General features: G+C 65.8%; 26 protein-coding genes and 1 tRNA gene. 20 read left to right on the forward strand and 7 right to left on the reverse strand.

Features of this window, described 5'->3' with window-relative positions; all coding sequences use genetic code 11:
• Positions 1-11 precede the first annotated feature (11 nt).
• Together AC2A04_RS04215 and AC2A04_RS04220 are read right to left on the reverse strand one after the other, a co-directional pair.
• Positions 12-464, reverse strand: a complete 453-nt coding sequence (locus AC2A04_RS04215; RefSeq protein ID WP_484211060.1) for a tRNA (cytidine(34)-2'-O)-methyltransferase — start codon at positions 462-464, stop codon at positions 12-14.
• Positions 465-571: 107 nt separating this feature from the next.
• On the reverse strand, positions 572-1420 hold the full coding sequence (locus AC2A04_RS04220; protein WP_484211061.1) for an outer membrane protein: 849 nt from the start codon (positions 1418-1420) through the stop codon (positions 572-574).
• A gap of 175 nt (positions 1421-1595) precedes the next feature.
• Between AC2A04_RS04220 and AC2A04_RS04225 the strand changes: the two genes are divergently transcribed.
• Positions 1596-2786: a glycosyltransferase family 4 protein gene (locus tag AC2A04_RS04225; RefSeq protein ID WP_484211062.1), complete on the forward strand. Its 1191-nt coding sequence runs from the start codon at positions 1596-1598 to the stop codon at positions 2784-2786.
• Between the two features lie 3 nt (positions 2787-2789).
• Here AC2A04_RS04225 and AC2A04_RS04230 read toward each other — a convergent pair whose 3' ends face one another.
• Both AC2A04_RS04230 and AC2A04_RS04235 read right to left on the reverse strand, forming a co-directional pair.
• The gene (locus tag AC2A04_RS04230) at positions 2790-3242 is read right to left on the reverse strand and encodes a hypothetical protein (RefSeq protein ID WP_484211063.1); all 453 of its coding nucleotides are present in this window, start codon (positions 3240-3242) and stop codon (positions 2790-2792) included.
• A 101-nt stretch (positions 3243-3343) separates the two neighbouring features.
• Entirely contained in the window at positions 3344-3970 is a 627-nt protein-coding gene (locus AC2A04_RS04235) for a PadR family transcriptional regulator (RefSeq protein ID WP_484211064.1), read from the reverse strand.
• Between the two features lie 101 nt (positions 3971-4071).
• On the opposite strand from AC2A04_RS04235, the gene AC2A04_RS04240 reads away from it, so the two are divergent.
• The 8 genes from AC2A04_RS04240 to AC2A04_RS04275 all read left to right on the forward strand — a co-directional run bounded on the left by AC2A04_RS04240 (position 4072) and on the right by AC2A04_RS04275 (position 12332).
• Positions 4072-5394, forward strand: a complete 1323-nt coding sequence (locus AC2A04_RS04240; RefSeq protein WP_484211065.1) for a replication-associated recombination protein A — start codon at positions 4072-4074, stop codon at positions 5392-5394.
• Positions 5391-6263: a hypothetical protein gene (locus tag AC2A04_RS04245; protein WP_484211066.1), complete on the forward strand. Its 873-nt coding sequence runs from the start codon at positions 5391-5393 to the stop codon at positions 6261-6263. The genes AC2A04_RS04240 and AC2A04_RS04245 overlap by 4 nt, the downstream gene beginning before the upstream one ends.
• A gap of 25 nt (positions 6264-6288) precedes the next feature.
• Positions 6289-6364, forward strand: a tRNA-Thr gene (locus tag AC2A04_RS04250).
• A 137-nt stretch (positions 6365-6501) separates the two neighbouring features.
• A complete protein-coding gene (locus AC2A04_RS04255) occupies positions 6502-7611 on the forward strand; it encodes a hypothetical protein (protein WP_484211067.1) in 1110 nt (369 codons plus the stop codon).
• An 86-nt stretch (positions 7612-7697) separates the two neighbouring features.
• Positions 7698-8813 carry a DUF1611 domain-containing protein gene (locus AC2A04_RS04260; RefSeq protein ID WP_484211068.1) on the forward strand — a complete coding sequence of 372 codons (1116 nt, stop codon included), beginning with the start codon at positions 7698-7700 and terminating at the stop codon, positions 8811-8813.
• Positions 8801-10351: an ABC transporter transmembrane domain-containing protein gene (locus AC2A04_RS04265; RefSeq protein ID WP_484211069.1), complete on the forward strand. Its 1551-nt coding sequence runs from the start codon at positions 8801-8803 to the stop codon at positions 10349-10351. The genes AC2A04_RS04260 and AC2A04_RS04265 overlap by 13 nt, the downstream gene beginning before the upstream one ends.
• Complete coding sequence (locus AC2A04_RS04270; RefSeq protein WP_484211070.1) at positions 10348-11175, forward strand: alpha/beta hydrolase; 828 nt, start codon at positions 10348-10350, stop codon at positions 11173-11175. The genes AC2A04_RS04265 and AC2A04_RS04270 overlap by 4 nt, the downstream gene beginning before the upstream one ends.
• Positions 11172-12332, forward strand: a complete 1161-nt coding sequence (locus AC2A04_RS04275; RefSeq protein WP_484211071.1) for an OprO/OprP family phosphate-selective porin — start codon at positions 11172-11174, stop codon at positions 12330-12332. Before AC2A04_RS04270 ends, AC2A04_RS04275 begins: the two co-directional genes overlap by 4 nt.
• A gap of 193 nt (positions 12333-12525) precedes the next feature.
• On the opposite strand, the gene AC2A04_RS04280 is transcribed toward AC2A04_RS04275, so the two are convergent.
• Both AC2A04_RS04280 and AC2A04_RS04285 read right to left on the reverse strand, forming a co-directional pair.
• A complete protein-coding gene (locus AC2A04_RS04280) occupies positions 12526-13227 on the reverse strand; it encodes an anti-sigma factor family protein (protein WP_484211072.1) in 702 nt (233 codons plus the stop codon).
• On the reverse strand, positions 13224-13748 hold the full coding sequence (locus AC2A04_RS04285; protein ID WP_484211073.1) for an RNA polymerase sigma factor: 525 nt from the start codon (positions 13746-13748) through the stop codon (positions 13224-13226). Before AC2A04_RS04285 ends, AC2A04_RS04280 begins: the two co-directional genes overlap by 4 nt.
• A gap of 138 nt (positions 13749-13886) precedes the next feature.
• On the opposite strand from AC2A04_RS04285, the gene AC2A04_RS04290 reads away from it, so the two are divergent.
• Together AC2A04_RS04290 and AC2A04_RS04295 are read left to right on the forward strand one after the other, a co-directional pair.
• A complete protein-coding gene (locus AC2A04_RS04290) occupies positions 13887-15368 on the forward strand; it encodes a S8 family serine peptidase (protein WP_484211074.1) in 1482 nt (493 codons plus the stop codon).
• A gap of 268 nt (positions 15369-15636) precedes the next feature.
• Complete coding sequence (locus AC2A04_RS04295; RefSeq protein ID WP_484211075.1) at positions 15637-16062, forward strand: winged helix DNA-binding protein; 426 nt, start codon at positions 15637-15639, stop codon at positions 16060-16062.
• Positions 16063-16073: 11 nt separating this feature from the next.
• On the opposite strand, the gene queF is transcribed toward AC2A04_RS04295, so the two are convergent.
• The gene (gene queF, locus AC2A04_RS04300; protein ID WP_484211076.1) at positions 16074-16529 is read right to left on the reverse strand and encodes a preQ(1) synthase; all 456 of its coding nucleotides are present in this window, start codon (positions 16527-16529) and stop codon (positions 16074-16076) included.
• 138 nt (positions 16530-16667) lie between these two features.
• Between queF and AC2A04_RS04305 the strand changes: the two genes are divergently transcribed.
• From AC2A04_RS04305 to AC2A04_RS04345, 9 genes are all read left to right on the forward strand, one after another.
• Entirely contained in the window at positions 16668-17804 is a 1137-nt protein-coding gene (locus AC2A04_RS04305; protein ID WP_484211077.1) for a hypothetical protein, read from the forward strand.
• 111 nt (positions 17805-17915) lie between these two features.
• Positions 17916-18758: a 3-mercaptopyruvate sulfurtransferase gene (gene sseA / locus AC2A04_RS04310; protein ID WP_484211078.1), complete on the forward strand. Its 843-nt coding sequence runs from the start codon at positions 17916-17918 to the stop codon at positions 18756-18758.
• 58 nt (positions 18759-18816) lie between these two features.
• Complete coding sequence (metC, locus tag AC2A04_RS04315; protein WP_484211079.1) at positions 18817-20058, forward strand: cystathionine beta-lyase; 1242 nt, start codon at positions 18817-18819, stop codon at positions 20056-20058.
• Positions 20055-20984, forward strand: coding sequence for a mechanosensitive ion channel family protein (locus AC2A04_RS04320; protein WP_484211080.1), 930 nt, complete (start codon positions 20055-20057; stop codon positions 20982-20984). The genes metC and AC2A04_RS04320 overlap by 4 nt, the downstream gene beginning before the upstream one ends.
• A 102-nt stretch (positions 20985-21086) precedes the next feature.
• The gene (gene cobA / locus AC2A04_RS04325) at positions 21087-21872 is read left to right on the forward strand and encodes a uroporphyrinogen-III C-methyltransferase (RefSeq protein WP_484211081.1); all 786 of its coding nucleotides are present in this window, start codon (positions 21087-21089) and stop codon (positions 21870-21872) included.
• Positions 21869-22165, forward strand: coding sequence for a DUF2849 domain-containing protein (locus AC2A04_RS04330; protein ID WP_484211083.1), 297 nt, complete (start codon positions 21869-21871; stop codon positions 22163-22165). The genes cobA and AC2A04_RS04330 overlap by 4 nt, the downstream gene beginning before the upstream one ends.
• A gap of 1 nt (position 22166) precedes the next feature.
• Positions 22167-23819 (forward strand): nitrite/sulfite reductase, encoded by a 1653-nt coding sequence (locus tag AC2A04_RS04335; protein ID WP_484211084.1) that lies wholly within the window; start codon positions 22167-22169, stop codon positions 23817-23819.
• Positions 23812-24243, forward strand: coding sequence for a DUF934 domain-containing protein (locus AC2A04_RS04340; protein ID WP_484211085.1), 432 nt, complete (start codon positions 23812-23814; stop codon positions 24241-24243). The genes AC2A04_RS04335 and AC2A04_RS04340 overlap by 8 nt, the downstream gene beginning before the upstream one ends.
• 48 nt (positions 24244-24291) lie before the next feature.
• A complete protein-coding gene (locus AC2A04_RS04345; RefSeq protein WP_484211086.1) occupies positions 24292-25101 on the forward strand; it encodes a phosphoadenylyl-sulfate reductase in 810 nt (269 codons plus the stop codon).
• Position 25102 lies beyond the last annotated feature (1 nt).

Raw genomic sequence — 25102 nt, forward strand, 5'->3', positions numbered from 1 at the left:
ATGGCGATGGCTCAGCCGGGCAGGCCGCCGGTCTGGCGCAGGCCCTCGCCCAGCGCGAGCGCGGCCGATGTGGCCAGGTTCATCGAGCGCACTTGCGGCCGCATGGGGATGCGGATGCGCGCGGGGCAAGACCCTGCGACCTCGGCGGGCACGCCTGCGCTTTCCTTGCCGAACAGCAGGATGTCGTCCGGTTCGAACCGGAATTCATAGGCCGAGGCCGAAGCCTTGGTGGTGAACAGGACGAGACGGCTTGCGCCCACGGTTTCGCGGAACGCCTCGAAGCTGGCGTGGCGGACGACCATCACATGATCGATGTAGTCCATCGCGGTGCGGCGCACGCGCCGATCGTCCCAGGCAAAGCCCATTGGCTCGATCAGGTCCACCGCTGTGCCGAAGCAGGCGCCGAGGCGCAGGACGGCGCCGACGTTTCCGGCGATTTCGGGTTCATAGAGGGCGATACGCATCGCGGCTCATTGGCGCTGGTCGCGATGCGGCGCAAGAGCCTGCCAGCACGAGAAAGGGCGGCCCTTGCGAGCCGCCCTAACCCGTCAACGCAGATGCGTTCGTGCGATCAGAACTGGAAGCCGAGCGTTGCGCGCAGGGCGTGCGTATCGAAGTACCGGTCTGCGATGCGCATGTTGGTGCCGCCGCCGTTCAGCAGGAACGGATTGGTGGCAGGGGCCGTGCCAGCGCCGACCGAGACCGAGTACTTGTTGTCGCGATAGCGGCTGTAGAGATATTCGAGGCCGAGCGAGACATTGTTGGTCACCATGATTTCGGTGCCGCCGCCAGCCTGCCAGCCCCAGACCATGTCGCCATCGTTGTTCTCATTGAAGCTGTTGGCGGTGTTGGTGGTGGTGAAATCGTGCTTGATCTTGCCGTAGGAGACGCCGCCCGTGCCATAGAACAAGGCACCGCCACCGGGCGTGTAGCCGACGCGGGCGCGGGCCGAGACGGCATAGTCGAGCCGGCGATCGATGCGGTAGGCGGCGGGCGTCGTGCTGAAGGCCGTGGCGCGTTCCTTCGCATCGTCGCGCGAGACTTCGATCAGGCCACCGGCAACGATGTTGCCCATGCGGCTGTCGTATCCGATGCGCGCGGCGTATTCCGCGCCGGCCTTGTCCTTGCGACAACCGGCAGCGCGATCGCGTCCGTTGGCTCCGCCGTTGCAGAAGCCGGTCGAGAACGCGTTGGCACCGGCAACGGTGGTGACGTTCTCGTTGTAGTTGCCATCACGGTTCGTGTCGAATTCGAAGGTGCTGCCGTTTTCGCCAAGCAGACCGATGCCGCCTGCGCCCTGGATATAGGCACCGCTAAAGTGCTGGTCACGATTCCACTCGGCATCCTGCGCGAGCGCGGGAACGGCGACGAGTGCGGCAGACGCGACCAGAGGCCACGCGAAACGGTGCTTGCTTGTCATTGAATTTCCTCACTTATGGCTGATGGAAGCCGATGCGGGCCTAACGAGCGCCGATGCATCCGGTTTCCGGCCCCGGAGCAAAAAATCCTTGTGTGCCAGTGAGGCAACAGTTCCGGGACGGTGCAGGTCGCGGGCTCTCTCGCCAAGGCGGTCCAAGGCGGCTATGGGCTTCGCGATGAGCGACAAGATCACTCCGGCGTTCCCCACGACCTTGGCGGGGCTGCGCGTGGCGCTGTTCAGCGGCAACTACAATTATGTGCGCGACGGCGCCAATCAGGCGCTGAACCGGCTGGTAGGCTATCTGCTGCGGCAGGGTGCGGACGTGCGCATCTACGCGCCCAAGGTCGAGAATCCGGCGTTCGAGGCGACGGGCACGCTGGTCGGCATTCCCTCGTTCGCCATTCCGGGCCGTGCGGAATATCGCTTTCCGCTGTCGCTTTCGCCTGCGGTCCGGCGCGATCTGGATGCGTTCGATCCGCATGTGGTCCACGTCTCCTCGCCCGACGTCGTGGCCCATCGCGCCGTTTCCTGGGCGCGCCATCGCAAGCTCCCGATCCTGGCCTCGGTCCACACCCGGTTCGAGACGTACTTCCGCTACTACAACATGGCCTGGATGGAGCCGGTGATCGAAGCGCTGCTGCGGCGCTTCTACCGGCGCTGCGATGCGCTGGTGGCGCCGTCGGAATCGATGGCACAGGTGCTGCGCGACCAGCGCATGAACTACGACATCGATATCTGGTCACGCGGGGTCGATCGCGAAATATTCAATCCCGGCGCACGCGATATGGCATGGCGGCGCTCTTTCGGCATTGCCGACGACGAAGTGGCAGTCGGCTTTCTGGGCCGTCTGGTCATGGAAAAGGGGCTCGACGTGTTTTCGGACTCGATCGACCAGCTGGTGCGCAAGGGCGTGCCGCACAAGGTGATCGTCGTGGGCGAAGGCCCGGCGCACGACTGGTTCAGCGCGCGGCTTCCCGATGCGGTGTTCGTGGGCTTTCAAGGCGGCGCGGATCTTGGCCGCGCGGTGGCGAGCATGGACGTGCTGTTCAACCCTTCGGTCACCGAGACCTTCGGCAACGTCACGCTCGAGGCCATGGCCTGCGGCGTGCCGGTGGTGGCGGCAGCGGCAACCGGCAGCCAGAGCCTTGTCGACGACAATGTTTCAGGGCGGCTGATCGCACCGGGCGCGGTGCGGCAATTCGCCGAGGCGCTGCGCTGCTATGTCGAGGACCCTGCCCTGCGCGCGCGGCACGGAAGCGCAGGCGAGGAACGCAGCCTCGAATTCTCGTGGGACCGGATCAACCAGGCGGTGGGGGATACCTACCTGCGGCTGGTGCGACAGAAGGCCGCACGCAACCGCCGGTAAAGCCTAGCGCAGAACGCCTGCCGCTCGCATCCGCCGCGCGTACCACAGGAAGAACAGCAGCGCGATCCAGATGATGGCAGTCACGCCCATCATCGCCGGGCTGTACATCGATGCGGGCATGGTCTTGTCGGCGAACTGATAGCCCTGGCTGACCGCGAGGCCGACCAGCGATGCGGCAAAGGCCGAAACGGCATGGCGCGAGCGCATCAGCAGCAGAAGCGAGCCAAGCAGCGAGCCCCACACGCCAATGGCCCAGAAGGCGCTGAGCCACGCGGGAAACGCATCCATGTAGGCGATTTCAGCATCACCCATGCCGAGTGATTTCATGTATCCCGCCGGATCGATCTTGGTCATCGTGTAATCCACGCAGCCAAAGCTGTTCCACAGCAGGCTGATCACGCCGACCACCCAGAGGTGGGGCGGCGTGCGTACGGATGTTGCTTGCAGGTTCTCCATGACGGTTCTCCCCCCGGAGCGCCTTTGCGGCTGCTCCGGGGAAAAGATACCATGGACCACGCCCGCTTCAAAGCGACGCGAGAGCGCGGATTCGTGCAGCATCAGAGCCTTTCGATCCGGCGCGCGGCTTCGTCGAGAATATCGGCGATGGCGTGGGCGGTCTCGGTGTCGAAGCCACCAACCATGGCGCGGTTGCGCAGAACCGCGTGGAGATTGCCCATGGCGCGGCGGACCGGCGGGCTTTCCGAGCGTTCGCGCTGGTCGCCCAGCGACTTCAGTCGCGCGACGATCGTGGCGATCTCGTCGGCCTTGCCGGCGAGTTCGGCGCGCCCTGCCTCGGTTGCGGCAAAGGCCTTGCGCGGACCCTCTCCCACTTCCTCGACGATCAGGCCTTCATCGACCAGCAGCGCGAGAGTGGGATAGACGACGCCGGGACTGGGGGCGTATTCACCGCCTGCCAGATCACCGACAGCGCGTATCAGGTCATAGCCGTGACGCGGGGCCTGGGCGACGAGATCGAGCAGCAGGAGGCGCAGTTCGCCGCCGGCAAACATGCGTGCACCGCGACGGCCTCGACCGCCTCCGCCGCCGCCTCTCCCGCCGCCAAAGGGTCCGTCCTCACCGAAAGGGCCGCCTTTGCCGAACGGGCCGCCGAAACGCCCGCCCATCATTGCCATCATGTTGATGGCGTGCCGACCGCGCGGTGCGCGGCCTTGTTCGAATCGCATTTCAAATCCCTTTCATTTCGATGGGTCTAAGATATATCTTAAAACGATCTGTGCAAGAGGCTGGTGCAATTTTTCTGCGCCGCTCCTATCTCAGGGCCCAGATGGCCGATCTCTTTGCCCCTCTTCCCCAGGACCGACCGCCGCAGGGCGCGACCGCCGAAGCGCCGCTGGCCGACCGGCTGCGCCCGCACGACCTCACGCAAGTGATCGGGCAGGACCACCTGACCGGGCCGGACGGCGCGATCGGACGCATGGTGGCGGCGGGCAAGCTGACCTCGATGATCCTGTGGGGACCGCCGGGCACCGGCAAGACGAGCATCGCGCGCCTGCTCGCCGAGGCAGTCGGCATGCGTTACGTCGCGATCAGCGCAGTGTTCTCGGGCGTCGCCGATCTCAAGAAGGCCTTTGCCGAGGCCGAGGCCATGGCGCTTGCCGGACGGCGCACGCTGCTGTTCGTGGACGAGATCCATCGCTTCAACCGCGCGCAGCAGGATGGCTTCCTGCCCTTTGTCGAGAACGGCACGGTCACGCTTGTCGGCGCGACGACCGAGAACCCGAGCTTTGCCTTGAACGCCGCGCTGCTCAGCCGCGCGCAAGTGCTGATCCTGCACCGGCTGGACGCCGCTGCGCTGGGCACGCTGCTCGATCGCGCGGAGGACATCACCGGCCTGCGGCTGCCCCTCACCCCACCTGCCCGCGAGGCGCTGGTCGCCTCGGCCGATGGCGACGGGCGGTTCCTGCTCAACCAGGCCGAGATGCTTTTCGACGTGTCGCTGCCCGCGCCGCTCGATCCCGAGGGCCTTGGCAAGTTCCTCATGCGGCGTGTGGCGGTCTATGACAAGGATCGCGACGGGCACTACAACCTGATTTCGGCGCTGCACAAGGCGGTGCGCGGCTCTGATCCACAGGCGGCGCTCTATTACATGGCGCGGATGCTGGTGGCGGGCGAAGAGCCGCTCTACGTGCTGCGGCGGCTGGTGCGCATGGCGGTCGAAGACATCGGCATGGCCGATCCGCAGGCGCTGGTGCAGTGCCTTGCCGCCAAGGACGCTTATGAATTTCTCGGCAGCCCGGAAGGCGAACTGGCGATCGTCCAGGCGCTGCTCTACATCGCCACGGCACCCAAATCGAACGCGGCCTACATCGCGCACAAGGCGGCATGGAAATCGGCGCGCGAGACAGGGTCGCTCAGCCCGCCGACCAATATCCTCAACGCGCCGACCAAGCTGATGAAGGACATCGGCTATGGCGCGGGCTACGCCTACGATCACGATTCCGAGGACTGCTTTTCGGGCGCGAACTACTGGCCCGAGGGCATGGCCGCTCAGGCCTATTACCAGCCGGTCGAACGCGGCTTCGAGCGCGAGGTCGCCAAACGGCTGGAGTGGTGGAACAAGAAGCGCCGCGAGCGCGCGGGCGAATGAGGCCGGACCGTTTCGGGCACTTCGTCGCCATCGACTGGTCCGGCGCTGCGGGGGAGCGGCACAAGGGCATCGCACTGGCCATGGCCGGGCGCGGCAACGAGGCTCCCCGGCTCGTGCGGCCCGGCCATCGCTGGTCGCGAAGCGAAGTGCTGGAATGGCTGACCGAAAACTTGCCGGGCGATGCACTGGTGGGGATGGACCTTGGTATTTCGCTGCCTTTTGCTGATCACGGCGCGTTTTTCCCCGGATGGCCGCAGACGCCGCGCGATGCCCGAGCGCTATGGGCACTGGTGGATGAGGTCTGCGCGGACGAGCCCCATCTGGGGGCCGGTACGCTGGTCGATCATCCCGAGATCGCGGCATATTTCCGGCGGCACGGGGGGCGTGAGGGCAAGCGCTTTGGCGGGGGCATGGGGCGTTTCCGCGTGACCGAGGCGGCGCAACGGCGGCTGGGGTGCAAGCCCTATTCGAACTTCAACCTCGTGGGTGCGGCGCAAGTGGGCAAATCGAGCCTCACGGGGATGAGGCTGCTGCACCGGCTGGAGGGCCGCCTTCCGGTGTGGCCGGTCGATCCGATCCCCGCGCATGGTTCGGTGGTCTGCGAAATCTACACGACGATCGCGGCGATGGCGGCCGGACGGACCGCAGGCCGATCCAAGATGCGCGGCGCTGCAGAGCTTGATGCCGCGCTTGGCGCGCTGGAGACGGAGCCATCGGGCCTGCAGGGCGCGCTCGACGATCACAGTTGCGATGCGATCCTGACCGCCGCCTGGCTGCGCCGCGCGGCGCACGACCCGCGCCTGTGGGCGCCGCGCGAACTTTCCGCCGAAATTGCCGCAACCGAGGGCTGGACCTTCGGGGCATTCTGACGCTAGAGGCTCATCCACGACAAGGGCCGGCTTAGCTCAGTTGGTAGAGCACCTGATTTGTAATCAGGGGGCCACGGGTTCGAATCCTGTAGCCGGCACCATTGTCAGAATTTCCAACATGTCTATTACGGGAACCCGGGAATATTCGGGGGCGATCGTCGTTGTCTGCGGGGCTGCGCGCACTTGATGCGGTTGCGGCCGGTGGTGATCGGTCCAGAGGGTATTGGGGGACGTAGCTATGTCGAAGACGTTGAAAGCGCTGGCCGTGGTCGGCTCGGCGATCGTGCTGCCTGCTGCGGTGGCGGCGCAGGAAGCTGGTGCGCCCACTGCCAAGGCGGATGATCCGGGCGTCTGGCGCGCAAGTGTCGGGGCGAACTATTCCGAAGGCGACTATGGCGAGAAGCGCCAGACGCGCGTCGTCTCGGCGCCGGTCGCGCTGAAGTATCGCAAGGGCGGCTTCAGCATCCGCGTGTCGGTGCCCTATGTCCACATCGAAGGCCCAGGCAGCCTGCTCGATACGCCGCAGGGACGCGACGCCGGTTTCGGCGACGGCGGCGCGACCAGTGACGACGGCGGCAGCGACGATTCGTCAGGTTCCGGCGGCGGCGGATCGGATGATTCCGGGTCGGGTGGTTCGTCGGGCTCCGGCTCATCTGGCTCGGGATCGTCGGGCTCGGGATCATCCGGTTCGGGCTCGTCTGGCTCGGGCTCGGGCTCGGGCTCGGGCGGTTCGTCCGGCAGCGGCGGCGGTGGCGGGGATGACGACAACGGTGGTGGAACCGTCGTGACACCCCCGACATCAGGGACGGGCGGAACGCCGGGCACCGGAGGTACGCCCGGAACACCGGGGGCGGCGGCGTCCAACAGTCGCGGCGGCCTTGGCGACGTTTCGGTGGCGCTTGGCTATTCGCTCGAACTGGGCCGCAATACTTGGTTCGATCTGGGTTCGCGCGTGAAGCTGCCGACCGCCTCGCGCGCCAAGCGTCTGGGCACCGGCAAGGTCGATGTGACGATGAGCGGCGATCTCGTGCAGGACTTCGGCCCGTTCACCGCTTATGCCGGCGCGCGTTACCGGTTCCTCGGCAAGCCTGCGGGCTCTACCCTGCGCGATACCTGGGGTGCCGGAGGCGGGCTGAGTTATCGTCTCGAAGACGGCACCATCGTCGGCGCGGACTACGACTGGCAGGAATCGGCTACGCCGGGACGGATCGCCAGCAGCGAGGTGACCGGCTGGGCGAACTTCGGACTGACGCGCAAGCTGCGGTTGCAGATCTTCGCCTCGACCGGGCTCAATGTGCGCAGCACCGATTTCTCGGGCGGTATTTCATTGAGCTGGCGCCTGAACTGAGATTGCCGGAGAAAAATTTGCCGCCGATGGAATAGGCGCGAACAGCTGTCGTTGTCTCCCCGAACCGAACGAAGGGGAGACATACGATGCTGCAGGACCTGCGGGCATTCGAGGCAGTACTGGGACAGAGCGCGACGGCCGGTGCAGGCCGCGGCAAGGGCATCCGGCTGGAACGGCTGGAAGCTGCCAAGCGCGCCTTCACCACACGCCGCGTCGATCTGTCGCTGGCATGTCGCTTGCGCACCGGTTGCGTGCCCCGTGCTGGCGATCTCGTGCTGGCGCGCGTCGTGCAACTGGGCCAGCACCAGAAGCTGGAATCGCCCCATGGCCGCCGCGCCCAGCTTTATGAAGGCGACGAGATCATCGTGGCATATGGCGAGCGCTATGCCCCCGACCAGTTCGAGGCGGTGATTCCGTCTGACCTTGGCGAATGTGATCTCGTGGCCGGTGGCGGCGTTGCCGGGAAGGTCCTGAGCCGCCATGCCCGGATGAAGGCAGCCACCCGGATTGCGCCGATCGGCCTGCTTGCCGACGAAAAGGGCGCGGTTCTGAATCTCGCGCGCTTCGCCCTGCCCGACGCGACGCCTGCGCGTCAGTTGCCGCCGGTGATCGCGGTTGTCGGCACGTCGATGAACGCGGGCAAGACGACGACGGCAGCAGGGCTGGTCCACGGCCTTTCGCGCGCTGGCTTGAGCGTTGTCGCGACCAAGGTGACCGGCACCGGTTCGGGCGGCGATCTGTGGACGATGCACGATGCAGGCGCCCGTGCCGTGCTCGACTTCACCGACATGGGCCACGCCTCGACTGCGGGGCTGGGACTGGAAGATGCAGAGCGGACGCTCGCCTCGCTGGTCGCTCATGCCGCGCGGCAATCGCCAGACATCATCGTGATGGAAATCGCCGACGGCCTGCTCCAGCGCGAGACCGGGGCGCTGCTGCGCTCGGCGCGGGTGCGCGAACTTATCCACGGCGTGATGTTTGCCGCAGGCGACGCGATGGGCGCGGTGGCGGGCCATGACTGGCTGCTGCGCAACGGGCACCGCGTGCTCGGCGTTTCGGGCCTGCTCAGCGCCTCGCCCCTGGCAACGCGCGAGGCAGAAGCAGCGCTCGGCATTCCGGTGATCGGGCTTGCCGCGCTGCGCGACGCAGTTTCCGCCCCGCAGATCTGCTTCGGTGCGGGAGAGGCCCGTTGCGTAGCCTGATGCCGCCACTGGCGCGGCTGGTGCCTCCCATCGCCATCGCGGTGGCACAGGGCGGCTTCACCGTGCTGGCGGCCGGGCTCGTCCATGATGCCGCACGCCTTCCGGTCCGGACCCTGCCGCTGACGGTAGCGGTGCTGGCCGTGGCGGGCAGCTTCGGCCTCGAGGTGTGCAAGCGCCGCCTGTGCGACGGGATCGGCTGGTCCCATGTCAGCACCATTCGTGCCCAGCTCTTCGCGCATCTCCTGCGCAGCGATCCGCAAGTGGTTGCGACCAAGCGCCATGGCGCGCTGCTGCAGGTTTTTGTGGGCGACCTTTCGGCACAACGCCAGTGGTGGAGCGACGGCGTGCCGCGCGGGGCCACGGCAATCGTCATGCTCGCAGTCCTCGTGTGCTGGAGCGCCATGCAGTCGCCCGCGCTTGCCGCGTGGGTCGCGGCAATCGTTTCGTGCGGGATCACGGCCGGACTGGCGCTCGTGCCCTGGCTCAACAGGGCCGTCGCAGCGGTGCGGCGCGAACGCGGCCGGCTTTCGGCATTCGCGTCGGAACGCCTCGCCGGAATGGCAACGGTGCAGGCATTCGGGCAGCACAAGACCGAACTGCGGCGGCTGGACCGGCGCGCCGACCGTCTTACCGGCGCCGCGCTGCGCCGGGCTTGGCTGACCGGGATCTTGCGCGGGTTGCCGCATCTGGTGACGAGCCTGATCCTGATCGCCGTACTGGTCGGCAGCGGCGGAATATCGGGGACGATCATCGTGCTGGGCACGGCAGGACTTGCCATGCGCGACCTGGCGCGGGTGATCGAGCTCTGGATTCCCGCCAGAATTTCGAACCGCAGGATCGCCAGACTGATGGCCATGCCCGAACCCGCCATCGCGGCGAAAGGTCGGCAGACCGAGCGCCACGGGCACGGACTTGCCCTGCGTGGTGTCGTTATCGAGGGATCGAGCGCCCGCTTCGACGCATGGGCGGCAGCGGGCGAGGTCGTGACGATCGAGGGCGAGACCGCACTTGTATCGCGCATCATGCGCGTGGCGGCCGGGCTGGCAAGCCCTGAGCAGGGCCGCGTCAGCTACAACATGATCGAAACCGCGCGATTGCCCGCGTCGCGTCGGCGCAAGCTGGTCGGCATTGTCTCGCAGGGCCTGTCGCTCCTTGCAGGATCGAACCGCTTCAACATCCGATATGGCGCGCTGGACCTCGACGAGAATGCACTTGAGGAGGCCTGCACCCGCTGGGGCGTCATCCCTTCGGCGCAAAGCTCGGCGACCAATGCCACGCCAGTCATGCTGCTGCGTGCGCTTGTCGGTGCTCGTCCTCTGCTGGTGCTGGACCTTGCCGGAATCGCGATCGACGCGCCGCACGCCAGCCTTCTGGCAGAGACAATCGCCCGCCACGATGGCGTGGTGCTGATCGCTCACGCACCGGCCTTGCTGGACGTCGAAGCCACCCAGAACTGGCGGATCACGAGCGACGCATTCTCTGCGACCGTACTGCGCCAGAATTTGCGCCTCATCGAAGGTGCGGGAGACCCACGATGAACGAGATTTCCGGCAGCGATCGTCCATTGATCGTGCCGCAATTCACCAAACTGCCGGGCGCGCCCGATCGCGCCTATTACGCGGTCATTCCGCCGGGCATGGTTCCGGGAACTGCCCCGCTCGTGGCCGTTCACGGTATCTCGCGAAATGCGGCAGAACTTGCGCTGCGCTTTGGCCAGATCGCTGCGGAATGCGGCGTTCCCGTCATCGCGCCGCTATTCGAGCGCCGCGCATACGGGATGTACCAGCAGGTCGTCGATCCGCGTCGCGCGATCCGGGCAGACGAAGCGCTGTTCGACATACTGGCGGAAGCGCAGCGGCGCTTCGGGACGGGTTCGGGACGGTTTTCGCTGTTCGGCTTTTCGGGCGGCGCGCAGTTCGCCCATCGCCTTGCCTTGCTCCATCCCGAACGCATCGCATGCTGCATCGCGACCGCAGCCGGGTGGTACACCATGCCTGAAGCCGGGACGGCCTGGCCGCTCGGGCTGGAAAATGCGCCGCTGCCCGTTCGCACCGACGTCGTCGCCAAGGTGCCGTTCCACGTGATCGTCGGCGACCGCGACCGCGAGCAGGACGAGGCCTTGCGCCGGTCCGACGAAATCGATGCCGCCCAAGGCACCAACCGTTTGCAGCGCGCCCGGCGCTGGCACCGCGCGATGGCGCGTGCCGGGTTCGGACATGGCGGCAGCATCACCGTCGTTCCCCGGCTGGGGCACTCGTTCAGCGAGGGAGAGCGGCGCGGACTTGTTTCAATTGCTTGGAAATTGCTGGGGCTCGGCACCGAGGCCGAACCCTGCGCACACAGGGAGGAAATGACAGCATGAAGACGATGACCATGGGAATGGCCGCAGGCGCCCTCGCCTGCACGGCAACGCCGGCTCTGGCCGATGGCGTGAAGATCGACGAAAAGGGCGCGACCCTCGAGGCAGGTCCGCTCGAATTGAACCTGGGCGGCAGGCTGCACCTCGACGCCAGCGTGTTCGACGATACCGACACCGGGCTGACCGGCCAGAGCAGCGCCGATGTGCGCCGCGCACGCCTAGAGCTCTCAGGTCGCGTGGCCAAGGTCCTGCGCTTCCGCGTGGACCGCGAATTCGCCGGATCTAAGGGATGGCGCAATGTCTGGGCGTCGATCGAGCCGATCAAGAATGTCGAGATCAAGGGCGGCAACTTCATCGTGCCCTTCTCCATGGAAGACCTGCAGAGCTCGAACACCGCTCCCTTTGCCGAACGATCGCTGGCATCGGCGCTGACTGGCGGCTTCGCGGTTGGCGGTGCGGCATCGGTCAGCGGCAAGCGCTGGAGCGCAAGCGCGGGTTATTTCACCGACGCCATTGCCAATGACGAGGGCCGCACGACCGAACGCGGCAAGGGCGTGGTCGGGCGCTTCACGCTGGCTCCTGTCATGTCGGACAGCACCGTCGTCCATCTCGGGCTCGGTGCCGAACGACGGACGTTCTCCCCGCTCGAGCGCGTGCGGTTCAGTGCCGATCCGGGCTCGGTCTTCGCGCCGAACGTCATGTCGACCGGGAGCCTGGGTTCGATCGACTCGCTGAGCGCGCTGAATGGCGAGGCTGCGGTCTCGTTCGGGCCGGTGCTCGTCCAGGGCCAGGTGATGCGCGTCAGGCTCAATCGCAGCACGCTGCCGACCCGCACCTTCAATGGCCAGACCCTGAGCGTCGGCTGGATCGTTACCGGACAGCGTCACGACTATGCCAGCGGCAATGGCGTGTTTGGCGGTCCCGACCGCAAGAAGGGCGACGGCGCTCTTGAAGTCGCGGCGCGCTACAGCCGGCTGGACCTGGTGGATGGAACCTTCGACCACGGCATCGGGCGGGCACTGAGCGGGAGCGTGATCTGGACGCTGAACGCCAACCTGCGCCTTCTGGCAACCTATACCGATACCAAGGTGCGTTTCCCCAGCGGTGGCCTGCCCGTGAAGAACCGGGTCGGCGTGCTGCGGGCGCAGATCAGCTTCTAGACCGGCGTGCAGTAAATCTGAATCACGCGCCATTGCGAGCGTTGCGAAGCAATCCAGAGCGCCTCTCAATGGCCCTGGATTGTCTCGCTGCGCTCGCAACGACGAAGGTTGGCACAGATATTCTGCAACCGGGCTCTAGCAGGAACTTTCAGCGGAGCCTCTCGGGTCGTGCTTCGCCGGGGCGGTTATCCTTTCAGGGATGGCCGCCCCACTTCTTTGCGATGAGGTTGGCTTCGGCTGCGGCGTCGAGCGCGTCGGCGGCGCCGATACGATCGTAGGCAGCCTGCAGCGCGCCACTGTCCGCGCCACTCGCCACGGCATAGCCTTCGCCCGTTACCGGCGTTGTGCCGCGCGCGCGGGCCTCGACCGACCAGCGACCTTCAGCGCCACGGCAGGCAAGCGCTACCTCGCCACCTTGTGCGAACTCGCGGCACCAGCGGCCATCGGCGGCACGCACGGTAAGCGTTGGCACGAGGCGACTGCCGTCGGGCAGGCTTGCCTGCGCGAGCGACGGAGTCCGGTCGAGCGCAAGCGACAGGGGATCCTGTGGCGCGGTCCCGCCGCGTGGCACGAGCAGCAGCGCAGCGGCAAAGCTTGCCGCGAGCGCGCCGCCAAGTGGAAGGCGATGGCGCTTCCACCAAGGCGGGTTGTCGTTCGCGGCCTGCGGCATGGTCCGTTCTGCAAGGCCAAGGCGCTCGAGCAGTCCATCGTCGATCGGCTGGTCTGCGACCGGGGCAAAGGCTCCGGCGATCAGGGCATCGTTGCCGCGCCATTCTTCGACCATCGCGGCGAGTTCGGGATCGGCGGCGATCTCGGCCTCGAAGGCGGTCGCCTGTTCGGCGTCCATCTCGCCATCGAGCCAGAGCGCGAGCCGTTCGTCGCGGGACAGTGTCATCGGCCTTGCTCCTTGGTTTCGCCCAGGGTTTCGGCGATCTTCGTACGTGCGCGTGCCAGCCGGCTCATCACCGTGCCGACAGGAATGTCCAGACTTTCGGCGGTATCGCGGTAGCTGCGGCCCTCGACGACGACGAGCACGAAGACGCTGCGCTGATCGTCGGGCAAGGCCTGCAGGGCCCGCTGGGCCGCGGCAAGCTGCGAGCGGTTCTCGGTGAGTTCGCGACCGTCCTCGCCGGCAAGCGAGACCAGTTCATCGACATCGACCGACGTCCCGCGACGACGCGAGGCGCGGGTACCGTCGATATGGATGTTCTGCGCAATGCGGTACATCCAGCTGTCGATGCGGGTCCCCGCCTCGAACTGCTGGGCTCGCGAAAGCGCGCGTTCGACTGTTGCCTGCATCAGGTCGTCTCCGTCGGCGGGCGTACCCGCCATCGCCTGGCAGAAGCGGCGCAGGCGTGGCAGCGCGGCGATGATCGCCTCGCGAATGCCCTGCCCTGCCGATACTGCCGGATCCATTCCATCCCCCTACAACGTCCCGCGCCGTCTGCTATTCCAAGTCAAGGTTAACAGGGCTACAAAAAAAACTGCGGCCGGTGGAATAGGACCGGCATGCGACCGTTGTCGGCGGGCAAGCACAGGACAGGAAGCCCGATGATGAAACGTGCGATCATTTCCGGCCTCGCGGGCGCGGCACTTTTATCGGTGGCGGCGGCGGCGCATGACCGCGATCCCGAGCCGTCGAAGGCGCAGGAGCGTTTCGAGCGCGATACCGACCGGGCGGCGCAGAAGGCCGAGGAACGCGCAGCCCGATTCGAGGCTGATCGGCAGCGAATCGAGGAACGCGCGATTCGCGAGCCGACCAAGGCCGCCGAGGACCTGGCAAAGCTCGAGGCCGACCGCACGAAGGACGAGGTCAAGGCCGCCGAGGATATCGCCAAGGATCAGGAAGACTTCAAGGAAGAGGCGCAGAAGGAAGCCGAGGACGCGCTCGAGGAGCAGTCCAAGCTGGCAGAGGACGCCGCCGAAGATGCTGCCGAAGATGCGGCAGAGGATTACGCAAGCCACGGCAGCAGCGAGGAGATCCACGACATCGCGCTGATCGAGGATGCCGAACATGACGAGCGCGGTTTTCCGGTGCGGCGTGGCGAGGTGGTCGTGATCGACCTGCCCGCCGAATCGCTGGCCCGCGCGCAGCAGGGAGGCTTCCGCGTCATCGAGAAGACGAGCCTCGACACGCTGGGCCGCGAAGTCCTGCGCCTTGCCGCGCCGGACGGAATCTCGGCGGCCGATGCCCGGACAAGGCTGCAGGAACTTGAACCCAAGGCCACCGTGGATCTGGTACACTACTATGGTCTTGATCTTACTGCAGGCGAGAAGCCGCGAAAGGCGCGCGAGAAGACGATGCCTGCGCGACAAGGGCCTTCATATCGCGGCGACGCCTTTTCCGTTGGCGTGATCGACACCGCCATTGCGCGGCATCCCTCGCTGACTTCGGCGCGGATCGTGACCTGGGCACCGGGTGCCGGTGCAGCGGCCCCTACCGGTCATGGCACGGCTGTGGCATCGCTGCTCGCGAACGAGGGGCGCGCGACGATCTACAGCGCGAACATCTTTCGCGGCCCCGCAAACCGGCCGTTCACCTCGGCCGACGTGATTGCCGCAGCGCTCGAATGGGCGCTTCAGCAAGGAGCCCCGGTGATCAACATGAGCCTCGCCGGACCGCGCAACGCCATTCTCGACCGGCTGATCCGCGATGCAGTCGAAAGCGGGCGCGTGGTCGTGGCAGCGGCGGGCAATGGCGGGCCAACCGCGCCGCCTTCCTATCCCGCAGCCATTTCAGGCGTGGTCGCCGTCACGGCGGTCGACAGGAACCTGCGGGTCTACCGGCAGGCGCAGCGGGGGAGGCATATCGCCGCATCGGCCTATGGCGTCGATGTGCTGGCAGCAAATGCAGGTGGCGACCTTGCCAGGTTCACCGGGACGTCGTTTGCAACGCCGCACGTTGCCGGATGGATGGCCAGGTGCCGCGCCAAGGGTCTGGCGGCGAAGGAATGCCGAAACCTGCTGAAGAGCGAAGCCCGCGATCTTGGTGCCAAGGGCTTCGACGAAATCTACGGTTACGGCCTGATCGACTGAGCGCCTTGCGCGCGAAGTGTCCTCAGACCGTGAGCGGCCGCCGGCATTCGCGAAAGCTGGCAATGGGTGCAGAGCTCGATAGCTTGACTAACTTAAGTTATTACACAACAATCATCTATCACATTAACAAATATACATTTTATGGGGAAATCACCCCTTCATTCTTGCCAACTTTCCTATCGTTCGCCATGATCGTTGCATGACCAGTTAGGGTGCAAAGACGACAATGAACCGGGACGATCGAGTCAGACTTGCCGCAATTACGTCGATGTTGACCGATTTGCTCGAACACGCCGACGAACGCGAGGTTTCCGTTCGACTACCGTCGAAGGAGCAATTGGTGAGCGGTGCCAAGGCGGCAATTCGCGCGCGCCGCCAGCGCCAGGAGCTTTTTCCCGGCATCCAGGTGGCAGACCCTGCATGGGACCTTCTGCTCGAACTTCTGATCAATAGCCTCGAAGGACGCCGCATTTCCGTGACCGGACTGGGCCTGACCGCAAATGTACCTGGCGCAACGGTCCTGCGCTGGCTGGCAATGTTTCAGGAATCCGGCCTGATCGTGCGCGAACCCGATCCGCAGGACCGGCGCAGGGTATGGGTCTGCCTCACGCCCGAAGGCAGGGACAGGGTCGCCCAGGGACTTTCCGCCTCTCTGGACGTCAGCGGCCTGCCAAGAGCGCCACAGGCAGCCTGACGCGTAACCGCTCAGCCGCGTCCGCGATAGGACTGCACGCCCTGATCGGGCAGCCAGAGGCCGACAGGGGGCTGGCCCGATTGCCAGAAAACGTCGATCGGAATGCCGCCCCGCGGATACCAGTAGCCGCCGATGCGCAACCATTGCGGCTTCATTTCCGCAAACAGGCGCTGACCGATGCCGACCGTGACATCTTCGTGGAAGCCGGCGTGATTGCGGAAAGAGCCGAGGAAAAGCTTCAACGCCTTCGATTCGACAATCGTTTCGCCGGGGGCGTAATCGATCACGAGATGCGCGAAATCGGGCTGGCCGGTAACCGGACAAAGCGAGGTGAACTCGGGCGCGGCAAAGCGGATCATGTAGAGCGCGCCGGGACGCGGATTGGGAACATAATCCAGTGCGGCTTCTTCCGGGCTTGCCGGAAGCGCGCTGGTCTTGCCAAGATGAAGCGGTCCGTCGCTTGCCATCGTGAAAACGTCCTTGCAGTGGGCCATAGTGGCCAAATCCGGGAGTGCCCATGCACTTGCCGCAGCCAGAGGGCAAGTCGGCGGTGCGTGCCCCTTGGTTCAGCCAGCATTAAACCGCGGGAGCATGATCGCAGTTCCATGAGGACCAAGGGGCCAGTTTCGCCAAAGCTGTTCGTTGTCATTGCCGCGCTGGCCCTTGCCGGCGCGGGCGCAGGAGCGCATGCGCAGAACGCAGGCTCCTATCAATTGCCCCCTGCCCCAACGCCTTCGGCCAGCGCGCAGGGACCGGTGGTTCCGGACGCACCGCCGCCGCGCGTCGCGCCGACGCCGAGTGCGACGCCTTCTGCCGAACCGACAGCGGCACCTTCGCCAGCGGCTTTGCCGATCATCGTGCCGACGCCGCGTGCTAGCCCAAGCACATCTCCTCGGCAGAGTGCACCTGCCCGGACACCGACCACAGCGCCGACGCTCGCACCTGTCGCGCCCGCTCCGGTCGCTGAGCCCGGTGTCGCGCCGACAGGGCCGGTGCCGCCTCCTGCGCTTCGCGTCGATCAGAGCGCGCCACCGCTTGCGCCGGAACCAGCCAAGGACGACACCGGCGGGGTGCATCCGGTGGTATGGCTCGCGCTGGCGCTCGCCATTCTGACGGCGATGGTGGCAGCCATTGCCCTCCATCGCCGAAGATCGGTGGTAGCCGAACCAGTTTTCCAGCAACCCGTGGCGCAGCCGCCTGTCCCGCGACCGTCGGCTGTGCCGAACGTCGCACCTCCTTTGCCGCCGAAGTCCATTGTTCCCGCGCTCGCGATCGATCTCGACGCCGCGCGGATGAGTGCAAGCCTTATCAACGCGACGCTGGCCTATACCATCCTGGTTGATGCACGCGACGCGATCGATGATCTGATTGTGCGCGGCGACATGACCTCGGCCCACGCCTCGCGGCCCGATCAGGAGCATTTCACACTCGAGGGCGCTCCAATCCTGCACAGGCTGGCGCGCATCGAGGCTGGCGGTCGGACCGAACTGCGTGGCGAGATCAGGCTGCCGCTAGCGGCGATCACGCCGATCCGCCACGGGACCGCAGCCATGTTCGTGCCGCTGGTCCGCCTCGAGTTCACCGGCCTGGCGAACGGCAACCCGCTGCGCCTGCGAACGGCATTCGTCGTCGGGCTCGACGAGCAGGGCGGTGAGAGGCTGCAGCCGTTCCGCCTCGACCTCGGGCCCCGCGTCTATCAGCAGATCGGACGACGCGCCCTGACGGTCCCCGCTTTCGCCTGATTGCAACCTCCGCTCTTTTCCGGCTCGACGCTGCCGAAGTGCGCGTCTAGTCTCGACCTGACGAACCCGCGACAGACGGGTCGCACGAAGCAGGCAGGAGTACGAAAAACCATGGATTCACTGGTTTCCACCCAGTGGCTCGCGGACGAAATGGGCGCGAGTGACCTTCGTATTGTCGACGCAACGGCGTTCCTGCCCGAGCATGGGCGCAATCCGCTGATGGAATACGAGGCGTGCCATATTCCCGGCGCGGTGTTCATGGATCTGTCCGAGCTTGTCGACAGCAAGTCGCCGGTGCCCAATACCCTGCCCTCGCCCGAAAAGTTCGCCAGCCGCATGCAGGCCCTGGGTCTGGGCGATGGCAGCCGCATCGTGCTCTACGACGACAGCCCGGTGAAGACGGCGACGCGGGCCTGGTTCATGCTGACGATGTTCGGCGCGCAGAACGTGGCGCTGCTCGATGGCGGAATCGCCAAGTGGAAGGCCGAAGGGCGAAAGTGTGCGCAAGGGCGTGAAACCTTGCGCGAGCGGCACTTCACGGTCTGGTCCGACGACAGTCAGGTCCGGTCGAAGCAGGACGTTCTGGCCAATCTCGACAGCAACGCCGAGCAGGTGATCGATGCGCGCGGTGCCGGCCGCTTCACCGGCGACGTGCCCGAAACCAACCCGGCATTGGCGAGCGGGCACATTCCCGGAGCACGCAACCTGCCCTATTCGAGCCTGTTCAAGCCCGATGGCACCTGGAAATCGCCCGAAGCGATCCGCACCGCTTTCGAAGCGGCGGGGATCGAGCTTGACCGTCCGCTGATTTCCTCGTGCGGTTCGGGCATGACCGCCAACGTCCTGATCTTCGCCGCACATCTGATCGGCAAGGATGACGTTGCGCTCTATGACGGGTCGTGGAGCGAGTGGGGACTCGATCCGGCGACGCCCAAGGCGACCGGGGCTGCCTGATCCGCCTTCGCGTAAAGCAGTCGAACTGCCGCGCGCGGCCTGCTAACAGCGGGGCGAAATGAGCAATTCTTCGAACAGCAGCAAATTCGGCGCTGGCACGCGTGGCGTGCTGGCGGGCCGACCCGACGAGTGGACCGGCACGCCCGGTCATCCCGGCGCCGTGGTCAATCCGGCGGTGTGGCGGGCCTCGACCCATCTTTACCCGGATATGGCGGCATTGCGCGCCTATCCTGCGAACCAGGACGGCAAGTTCTATTACGGGCGGCGTGGCGGGCCGACGCAGTGGGCATTGGCCGAGGCGCTGACCGACCTTGAACCCGGCGCTGCGGGAACGGTCCTCTACCCTTCCGGCGTCGCGGCGATAGCGGGCGTGATGCTGACGGTACTGCGGCCGGGCGACGTCCTGCTGATGACCGACAATGCCTATGAGCCGAGCCGGGTCATGGGGCGCGGGCTGCTGAGGGACTTCGGCATCGAGACGCGCTGGTTCGATCCGACCGATCCCGCAGCGTTCGAGGCCGCGTGCTGCGAGCGGACCAGGGCCGTGCTGCTGGAAAGCCCCGGTAGCCTGACGCTGGAGGTGCAGGACGTGGCAGCTCTGGCGGCAGCGGCGAAAACGCGCGGGATCGTGACCGTGCTGGACAATACCTGGGCATCGCCGCTTGGCTTTGCGGGGTTGGAGCATGGCGCCGACATCGTAGTGATGAGCCTGACCAAGCACGTTTCCGGGCATTCGGACTGCATGATGGGCTGCGCCAGCGCGGGCGAGGACTGGTATCGCAAGCTGCGACTGCGTGCGCAGGGCCTTGGCAACGTGGTATCGCCCGACGATGCCTCGCTGATGCTGCGGGGCTTGCGCACGATGAAACTGCGGCTCGAGGCGGAGACAGCATCAGCACTCGCCATCGCGCAGTGGCTGGAAACGCGGCCCGAAGTGGCGCGCGTGCTTTGCCCGATGCTGCCGGGATCGCCGGGGCACGATCTTTGGAAGCGCGACTTCACCGGCGGGTGCGGGCTGTTCAGCTTCGTTTTCAAGGGCGGAACCTCGGACGCGCGCGACGCATTCATCGATGCGCTCGACCTGTTCGGCATCGGCTATTCCTGGGGCGGGTTCGAGAGTCTGGCGACCCCGGTGGATCCTGCGAACATCCGCACGGCCAGCCCCTGGCCCCTGCCCGGCATGGACGAGGCCGACCGCTTCGGTGTGCGTCTTTCAATCGGGCTTGAGGACACCGCCGATCTCATCGCCGATATCGAGCGCGCGCTGGCCTTGTGGGCAGTGCATGGAGACCTTGCGTGAACGCGGTCAAGCAGCAGATCACGGAGGGCATCCGCGTCCTCAACGAGATCGGTTTCGACATCGGCGACTACCACATCTCGGTGTGGGGAGCCTTGCGCATAGTGATCGTGATGGCGCTGGTTTTCGCCGGCGCTGCGGTCGTGAGCAAGCTGGCGCGACGCCTGTTCCGGCGGATCGACAGTCTGGACCGCACGCAGCAGCTGCTGGGCGAGAAGATCGCCTCGATCGTGGTCTGGGCGATCGCCATCCTTGCCGGGATCGACGTGCTGGGCATCAGCCTGACGGCGCTGACGGTATTTTCGGGCGCTTTCGGCCTTGCCATCGGCTTCGGCCTGCAGAAGACCTTCGGCAACCTGATCGCCGGGATCATCCTGCTGATGGACCGCTCGATCAAGCCGGGCGACGTGATCGCGGTGAACGACGGCAAGGGCAATTCCTTCGGCGAGGTCAAGAAAATAGGCATCCGCGCCGTTTCCGTCACCACGCGCGACAACCGCGAGTACCTGATTCCGAACGAGAACCTGATGACCAGCCAGGTCGAGAACTGGTCCTACTCCTCACGCGAGGTGGCAATTAACATTCCGATCGGCGTGGCTTACGGCAGCGATCTGGACGTGGTGCAGAAGCTGCTGCTCGAGGCCATCCGTTCTTGCCCGCGCGTGCTCAGCTTCCCCTCGCCCGGCGTCTTGCTGAGCGCCTTTGGCCCCAGCAGCGTCGACATGACCATGGTGGTGTGGATCGACGATCCCGAGGCCGGCGTGGGCAATGTGAAATCCGAGGTGCTGTGGACCGTGTGGCGGCTGTTCCGCGAGAACGGCATCGAAATCCCGTTCCCGCAGTCGGACGTGACGATCAAGGACAGTGCCGGGCTGCGGTTGCTGGCCGATGCGCTGGCCACGCGGGACTCCGGCCCAAGACCCGAATAACGGGGATCGGAGCGCAGGCATCGCGTGCCGCTAAAGCTGATCTAGGCCAGTGACAATCCATTCTCGCTGGCCTGTTGCAGCGCCTGCCCCCATCTGCACCGTATGAGCAATCCCGCTTCCAGAATCAGTGACGGCAGAATCGGAACCGTGTTCCTTGTCGGCGCAGGACCGGGCGATCCGGACCTGCTGACGCTGCGTGCGGCGCGGCTGGTGATGGGGGCCAAGGTGCTGGTCCACGACGGTCTTGTCGATCCCGCGATTCTTGCCATGGCGCCCAGGGGCTGCCGGATGATCTCGGTGGCCAAGCAGCGTTCGCGCCACACGATGCAGCAGGAAGAGATCAACGCGCTGCTGGTGCGCGAGGCGCTGGCCGGGAACGACGTGGTGCGGCTCAAGGGCGGCGATCCGTTCGTGTTCGGGCGTGGCGGCGAAGAGGCGGAAGACTGCGTCGCCGCCGGCGTGCCGGTGCAGGTCGTGCCGGGAATCAGCGCGGCCATGGGCGCTGCGGCCTCGGCGATGATCCCGCTTACCCACCGCGATGCGGCAAGCATCGTCTCGTTCGTGGCGGGTCAGTGCAAGGGCCTGACCGACCAGAACTGGGCTGGCCTGGCCGGGGTTGGCAGGACGCTGGTGATCTATATGGGCGTGGCGACTTCGGAAGCGATTGCCGAAAAGCTGATGGCGGACGGGCTGGCGCCCGACATGCCGGTGGCGGTCATCGAAAACGCGGCGCGACCGCAGATGCGCGTGCTGCGCGGGCAATTGGCGGCGCTGGGCGCTGTGGTTGCCGACAACAAGGTCAAGAGTCCTGCCCTTATCGTGATCGGTGAAGTGGCAGGCCGGGGGGACATGATGGAATTGAGACAGGTTTTGGAGGCGACAAAGTGAAGGTCATCACCGGAAGTGATCTGCGCACCGGCGACGTGATCTGGTGGACCGGCGAAGGCTGGTCGCGCCACGTCAACGATGCGGTGGAAGCAGGCGAACATGCCGAAGCGATCATCGCGCGCGAGAATGCCAAGCAGATCGTCACCGACACGCAGGTGATCGAAGCCACGCTGACCGACGAAGGCGTGCGTCCTGCGCACATCAAGGACCGTATCCGCGCTCTCGGCCCCACGGTCCGCCTCGACCTTTCCCTCAAGCCTGCCGACCCTGCCGCCGGCAACTGGGTGATCTGAGATGTATCAGTACGACAGCTATGACCAGGCCATGGTCGATGCCCGCGTCGCGGAATTCCGCGACCAGGTGGAGCGCCGCCTTGCCGGTGACATCACCGAGGACCAGTTCAAGCCACTGCGCCTGAAGAACGGCCTCTACCTGCAGCTTCACGCCTACATGCTGCGTGTGGCCGTGCCTTATGGCACGCTGAGCAGCCGCCAGATGCGCATGCTGGGCGATATCGCGGACAAGTATGACCGCGGCTACGGCCATTTCACCACGCGCCAGAACATCCAGTACAACTGGATCAAGCTGGAAGACGCGCCCGACATTCTGGCCGATCTCGCCTCGGTCGAGATGCATGCGATCCAGACGAGCGGTAATTGCATCCGCAACACCACGTCCGACCAGTTCGCTGGCGCTGCGGCTGATGAGCTGGTCGATCCGCGCCCCTATGCCGAACTGCTGCGCCAGTGGTCGACCTTCCATCCGGAGTTCGATTACCTGCCGCGCAAGTTCAAGATCGCCATTATTGGCAGCGAAACCGACCGCGCGGCGATGAAGCTGCACGACATCGGCATCCAGCTGGTGAAGAACGACGCGGGCGAGATCGGTTGCCGGTTTTTCGTCGGTGGCGGCATGGGCCGCACGCCGATGATCGCCCCGGTGATCGGTGATTTCGTGTCGCCGCTGCAGATGGTGTCCTATGCCGAGGCCTGCCTGCGCGTGTACAACCGCTATGGTCGTCGCGACAACAAGTACAAGGCGCGCATCAAGATCCTCGTCCACGAGATCGGCGCGGACGAGTACCGCCGCCAGGTGGAAGAAGAGTTCGCGCACATCCTGACGCTCGGCCTCGAACCGCCTGCGGCAGAGCTGGAGCGGATCAAGGGCTTCTTCGAGCAGCCGGGCTTTGACGCCAACGCGTCTGACGAGCTGGACCTGTCCGATCCCGACTTCGCGCTGTGGGTCGACCAGAACGTCCACGCCCACAAGCAGCCGGGCTATGCCATCGTCAACATCAGCCTGAAGCCGGTTGGCGGCATCCCGGGTGATGCGAGCGCCGACCAGATCCGCCTGATGGCAGACCTTGCGCTGGCGCACTCGTTTGACGAACTGCGCGTGACCCATGCCCAGAACATCGTTCTGCCGCACGTGAAGAAGGCCGACCTCTACGGCATCTGGCAGAAGCTGGACGAAGCCGGGCTGGCTGCTGCAAACCTCGACCTGATCGGCGACATCATCGCCTGCCCCGGCCTCGACTATTGCAGCCTTGCCAATGCCCGCTCGATCCCGGTGGCGCAGAAGATCTCGACCCGCTTTGCCGACCTTGGCCGCCAGCGCGAACTGGGTGAGCTGAAGCTGAAGATTTCGGGCTGCATCAACGCCTGCGGGCATCACCACGCAGGGCACATCGGCATCCTTGGCGTCGACCGCAAAGGCGTGGAAAACTACCAGCTCCTGCTCGGCGGTTGCGAAGGCGCGGACACCTCGCTTGGCACGATCACCGGCCCCGGCTTCAACGAAGACGGCATCGTCGACGCGGTGGAGAAGGCGACCGACGTCTATCTTGCCCAGCGTTCCGATGGCGAGCGTTTCGTCGACACCTTCCGCCGTATCGGCATGGCCCCGTTCAAGGAGGCGATCTATGCCAAGGAGCCTGCCAATGGTTGAACAGAACCTTCGCTATCGCAGCGATGAACCCGTGGGCGATCCTGCGGTGACTGTCGACGCCTTTGCCGACCAGTCGAACGCCACTGCAGTGCGGATCGAGCCGGGCGACGATGCCCGCGCCCTGTTGCCGCATCTCGATCGCATCGCGCTCGTCGAAGTGAACTTCCCGGCTTATACCGACGGTCGCGGCTATTCGGCGGCGCGTATCCTGCGCGAGCATGGCTATGCGGGCGAACTGCGCGCGGTGGGCGATGTGCTGCTCGACCAGCTCAGCCACATGCGCCGCTGCGGGTTCGACAGCTTTGCGCCGAACCAGCCGATCAGTGGCGAAGCTGCCGACAAGGCCTTCGCGACCTGGCCGGACGTCTACCAGAAGACGGTCGATGGCCGTCCCGCGATCTGGGCCAAGCGCCACCCTGCATAAGGCAGGGGCGCAAAAGCCCTCGATCCGCTCCGAATGGATACCCGTGCAATGGACAAGACCGTGGCTCGCAATCTCGACCGCAAGATCGACCTGATCGACACCGGCCCTCGCTTCAGCGACACCGATGCGATCCGGCTCAATAACCTGTTCCGGGGCACCGACACGCAGGAGATGCTGCGCTCGGTGATCCGCGACGGGCTGGCGGGCGACCTTGCCGTGGTGTCCAGCTTCGGGGCGGAAAGCGCGGTGCTGCTGCATCTGGTGGCGCAAGTGGACAAGGGCCTGCCGGTCCTGTTCCTCGAAACGCACAAGCACTTTGCCGAAACCATCGCCTATCGCGACCAGCTGGTCGACGTACTCGGCCTGAAGAATCTGGTGATCGTCGAGCCCGACGCCGAGCTGATCGCCAAGAAGGACGAGAACGGGTTGCGCTGGTCATGGGACCCGGACGGCTGCTGCGAGATCCGCAAGGTCGAGCCGCTGGCCAAGGCCCTGCTGCACTACGATGCCTCGATCACGGGCCGCAAGGGGTTCCAGTCCTCGACCCGCGCCGGCCTGCCACGCTTCGAGATCGACCGGTCGGACGCGCAAGGACGCTTCAAGATCAATCCGCTGGCTTCGTGGTCCAAGGACATGCTCGAGGCCTATTTCACCGAGCACGGCCTGCCCCCGCATCCATTGGTGGCGCAGGGCTACCCCTCGATCGGTTGCGCCCCCTGCACCAGCCGCGTCGCGCCGGGCGAAGACCCGCGCTCGGGCCGCTGGAAGGGCTGGGACAAGACCGAATGCGGCATCCATTCGCCCACCGACGGGACGCCGGGCGACGAACTGCCGCCGGGATACGATCCGGTATTTTAAG

It is taken from the genome of Novosphingobium sp. HNCC26DJ243, assembly GCF_057180545.1.